Origin of the sequence: Pseudomonas emilianonis, assembly GCF_023072625.1 — a bacterium.
GTDB lineage: Bacteria > Pseudomonadota > Gammaproteobacteria > Pseudomonadales > Pseudomonadaceae > Aquipseudomonas > Aquipseudomonas paraveronii.
Map to the genome: position 1 here is coordinate 1 of NZ_JAKNRV010000406.1, position 4,259 is coordinate 4,259.

The 4,259-nt window shown below is 63.6% G+C and carries 5 protein-coding genes; all 5 read left to right on the plus strand.

The features are described from left to right. Window positions 1-1,141, plus strand: a 1,141-nt coding sequence (locus tag L9Z73_RS26315; protein WP_247407443.1) for a sugar ABC transporter ATP-binding protein, incomplete at its 5' end; no start/stop codon positions are given. Window positions 1,142-1,154: 13 nt separating this feature from the next. Then, a complete protein-coding gene (locus L9Z73_RS26320; protein WP_247407449.1) occupies window positions 1,155-2,123 on the plus strand; it encodes an ABC transporter permease subunit in 969 nt (322 codons plus the stop codon). 34 nt (window positions 2,124-2,157) lie between these two features. Beyond that, window positions 2,158-3,090, plus strand: coding sequence for an ABC transporter substrate-binding protein (locus L9Z73_RS26325; protein WP_247407445.1), 933 nt, complete (start codon window positions 2,158-2,160; stop codon window positions 3,088-3,090). 21 nt (window positions 3,091-3,111) lie between these two features. Beyond that, window positions 3,112-4,104, plus strand: a complete 993-nt coding sequence (locus L9Z73_RS26330; protein ID WP_247407447.1) for a LacI family DNA-binding transcriptional regulator — start codon at window positions 3,112-3,114, stop codon at window positions 4,102-4,104. Window positions 4,105-4,120: 16 nt separating this feature from the next. Further along, on the plus strand, window positions 4,121-4,259 hold a 139-nt coding region (locus L9Z73_RS26335), incomplete at its 3' end, for an FGGY family carbohydrate kinase (protein ID WP_247407451.1).

The window sequence follows — 4,259 nt, forward strand, 5'->3', positions numbered from 1 at the left end:
CGGGCTGGCATTGCTGTTCATCTTCGGCCTAATGCCTGAGGGGCATGCGGCGGACAACCTGAGTTTCAAGGGCAACCTGGTTGAAGAGGCCTGCACGATCCGCCCTGGCGACGAGGCAATCACGCCGCTTTCGTCGCGCGAGACCGACCGCCTGTTCGCGCTGATCAAACAGTTGCGCGGCCAGGGCCTGGCGATCATCTATATCAGCCATCGCATGGCCGAGATCTACGAACTGTCGGACCGGGTTTCGGTGCTGCGCGACGGCCAGTACATCGGCGAACTGACCCGCGACGCACTGTCGGCCGAGGTGCTGGTGAAGATGATGGTGGGCCGCGACCTCTCCGGTTTCTACAAGAAGGAGCACGCGGCCTATGACCCCGGCGCGGTGGTGATGCGCGTGCGCGACATGGCCGACGGCAAACGCGTGCGCAACTGCAGCTTCGACCTGCATGCCGGTGAAGTGCTGGGTATCGCCGGCCTGGTGGGGGCAGGGCGCACCGAACTGGCGCGGCTGATCTTCGGCGCCGACCCGCGCACCGCTGGCACCCTGGAAGTGGTGGGCAAGACGGTTACCCAACTGCGCACCCCGGCCGACGCGATTCGCGCCGGCGTGGTGTACCTCACCGAAGACCGCAAAGCCCAGGGCCTGTTCCTGGACATGAGCGTGGCCGACAACATCAATGTCTGTGCCTGTGTGCCGGACGCGCATGCCGGTGGCGTGCTCAATCGCGGTCATGCTGCGCAGCGCTCGAACGACGCGATCAAGTCGCTGTCGATTCGCGTGGCGTCCGGCAAGGTCAACGTCGGCGCGCTGTCCGGCGGCAATCAGCAAAAGGTCTTGCTGGCGCGGTTGCTAGAGGTCAAGCCGCATGTGCTGATCCTCGACGAACCCACGCGCGGCGTGGACATCGGCTCCAAATCCGAGATCTACCGCATCATCAATCAACTGGCGCAGGCCGGCGTGGGCATCGTGGTGATTTCCAGCGAGTTGCCGGAAATCATCGGCACCTGTGACCGCGTGCTGATCATGCGCGAAGGCCAGTTGGTGGCCGAAGTCGGCGGGGCTTCGGGCCACGTCATTTCCCAGGAACGTATTATTGACCTCGCCACCGGTGGCGATCAGGTGGCTGCCCATGGCTGATTCGAACAACACAATGACCCTCCCCGTAATCGGCAAGGCCGAGCGCGTAAGGGAACTGATGCGCAGCGTCGGCATGCTGCCGGTGCTGGTCCTGTTGCTGGTGGGCTTTGCCCTGGCCAGTGAAAACTTCCTGACGGTGCAGAACCTGTCGATCATCACTCAACAGGCCTCGGTCAACGTGGTGTTGGCGGCGGGCATGACCTTTGTGATCCTGACCGCCGGCATCGACCTGTCCGTCGGCGCGATCCTCGCGGCTTCGGCCGTGGTGGCGTTGCAGGCCTCGATGTCGCCGCAGTTCGGCATGTTCGGGATTGCCGCCGGGATTGGCTTTGGTCTGTTGCTGGGCCTGGTCAACGGCGGGTTGATCGCGTTCATGCGCTTGCCGCCGTTTATCGTCACCCTCGGCGCGCTGACCGCCATGCGCGGCCTCGCACGTTTGCTGGCTGACGACAAGACCGTGTTCAACCCCGACCTGCCGTTTGCCTTTATCGGCAACGACTCGATCCTCGGCGTGCCGTGGCTGGTGGTGATCGCGGTGGCGGTGGTGGCGTTGTCGTGGTTCATCCTGCGGCGCACGGTGATGGGCGTGCAGATCTATTCGGTGGGCGGCAACCCGGAAGCGGCGCGGCTTTCCGGGATCAAGGTGTGGAAGGTGCTGCTCTTTGTCTACGCGATGTCCGGGGCGTTGGCCGGGCTTGGCGCGGTGATGAGTGCTTCACGCCTGTTCGCCGCCAACGGCCTGCAACTGGGCCAATCCTATGAGCTGGATGCGATCGCCGCGGTGATCCTCGGCGGCACCAGCTTTACCGGCGGCGTCGGCACCATCGGCGGCACGCTGATCGGCGCACTGATCATTGCGGTACTGACCAATGGCCTGGTGCTGCTGGGCGTCTCGGATATCTGGCAGTACATCATCAAGGGCATCGTGATCATCGGCGCGGTGGCGCTGGATCGCTATCGCCAGTCCGGTGCGCGGACCTGAGTTCACTCCTACAACAATCACAAGAGAGACCCGCATGAACCTAAAACACATCTTTCCCGTCATCGCCTTGGCTGCCCTGATGTCCCAGGCCGTGGAAGCGCGTGAATTGAAGGCCCTGGGCATCAGCATGGGCTCGCTGGGCAACCCGTATTTCGTGACCCTGGCCGACGGCGCCACGGCCCGGGCCAAGGAGCTGAACCCCAGCGTCAAGGTCACGTCGGTGTCGGCCGACTATGACTTGAGCAAGCAGTTTTCGCAGATCGACAATTTCATCTCGTCCAAGGTCGACCTGATTCTGATCAACGCCGTCGACCCGTCCGCCATGGCCTCGGCGATCAAGAAAGCCCGTGACGCCGGCATTATCGTCGTGGCGGTGGATGTGGACGCCAAGGGGGTCAACGCGACCGTGCAGACCGACAACGTCGAAGCCGGCAAACTGGCCTGCCAATTCCTGGTGGACAAGCTCGCAGGCAAAGGCAACGTGATTATCCAGAACGGCCCGCAAGTGACCGCCGTGACCGACCGCGTCAAGGGTTGCAAGGCCGCCTTGGCCGCTGCGCCGCAGATCAAGGTGCTGTCCGACGACCAGGACGGCAAAGGCTCGCGTGAAGGCGGCCTGAACGTGATGCAGGGCTACCTCACGCGCTTTGCGAAAATCGACGGTCTGTTCGCGATCAACGACCCCCAGGCCATCGGCAGCGACTTGGCGGCCAAGCAGCTTAAACGCAGCGGTATCATCATCACCTCGGTGGATGGCGCACCGGATATCGAGCATGCACTGAAGACCGACACCCAGATCCAGGCGTCGTCCAGCCAGGACCCATGGGCCATGGCGCAGACGGCGGTGAACATCGGTAATGACCTTCTCAACGACAAGGCGCCCGCCGAAACGGTTACGCTGCTCACGCCAAAACTGATCACCCGCGACACCGTCGCGACGTACAGCGGTTGGTCGAGTAAACACTGAGTCACTGAGGGGAACAGCGCCGTGGTCACCATGGATGACGTCGCAAGTAGAGCGGGGGTGTCGACGTCAACGGTGTCCCATGTGTTGAACGGCACCCGCAAGGTCAGCCCTGCCACGGTGCAGGCGGTGCAGCGCGCGATCCAGGAACTGGGGTATATCCCCAACACCCTGGCGCGTTCGCTGGCGCGGTCGAGCACCAGCACGATTGGCGTGGCGATCTCGGCGCTGTCCAATCACTACTTCAGCGAAACCGTACACGCGATCGAAACCGAGTGCGCCAAGCACGGCTACATGATGCTGTTCGTCGATACCCACGATGACCCGGAGCAGGAGCTGCGGGTGGTCACGGCGCTGCATCATCGGCGCGTCGACGGCATTGTGTTGGCGCCCTCGAACGGCTCGCTGGCCCTGGAGTATCTGCGGGCCAGCGAGATTCCGGCGGTGCTGGTGGACCGGATGATGAGCGAGCAATTCGATCAGGTCGGGGTGGCGAATACCCAGCCCACCCAAGCGCTGATTGCCCACCTGATCGCCCATGGGCATCGCCGAATCGGCTTTATCGCCGGGCGCGTGGGGTTCAGCACCACGGATGAACGGGTGGCCGGTTACCGCGCGGCATTGCACGCTGCGGGGCTGGCGTTCGATCCGCAACTGCTGGTCAACGGGGGCTCCAACACCGAGCCGGCACGCCAGGCCACGGTGCAGTTACTCGGCCTGGCAGCGCCGCCGACCGCGATCATGGCCGGCAACAACCTGATGACCCTCGGCGCCATGCAGGCCTTGCGCGATGCACATATCGAAGTGCCGGCGCAGATGGCGCTGGTGGGCTTCGATGATTTTGATTGGGCGGATTTCTTTGTGCCGCGCCTGACGTTGATCGCCCAGCCGGTCCAGGCGCTCGGTGCTCAGGCGGTCAACCTGTTACTGCAGCGTATGGCAGCGCCCGCCGCACCGACCCGGAGTGTGCGTCTGGAGCCGACCCTGCAAATACGTAACTCCTGTGGCTGTGATTGATTGGAATGACATGCGGATGAACAGTGCTGTTTCCCTCGGCATCGACCTGGGCACCTCGGAACTCAAAGCCATCCTGATGGACACCCACGGCGCCGTGCTGGCTCAGGCCGGCGTGCGCTTGAGCGTCTCGCGTCGGCACGCCGGCTGGTCCGAAC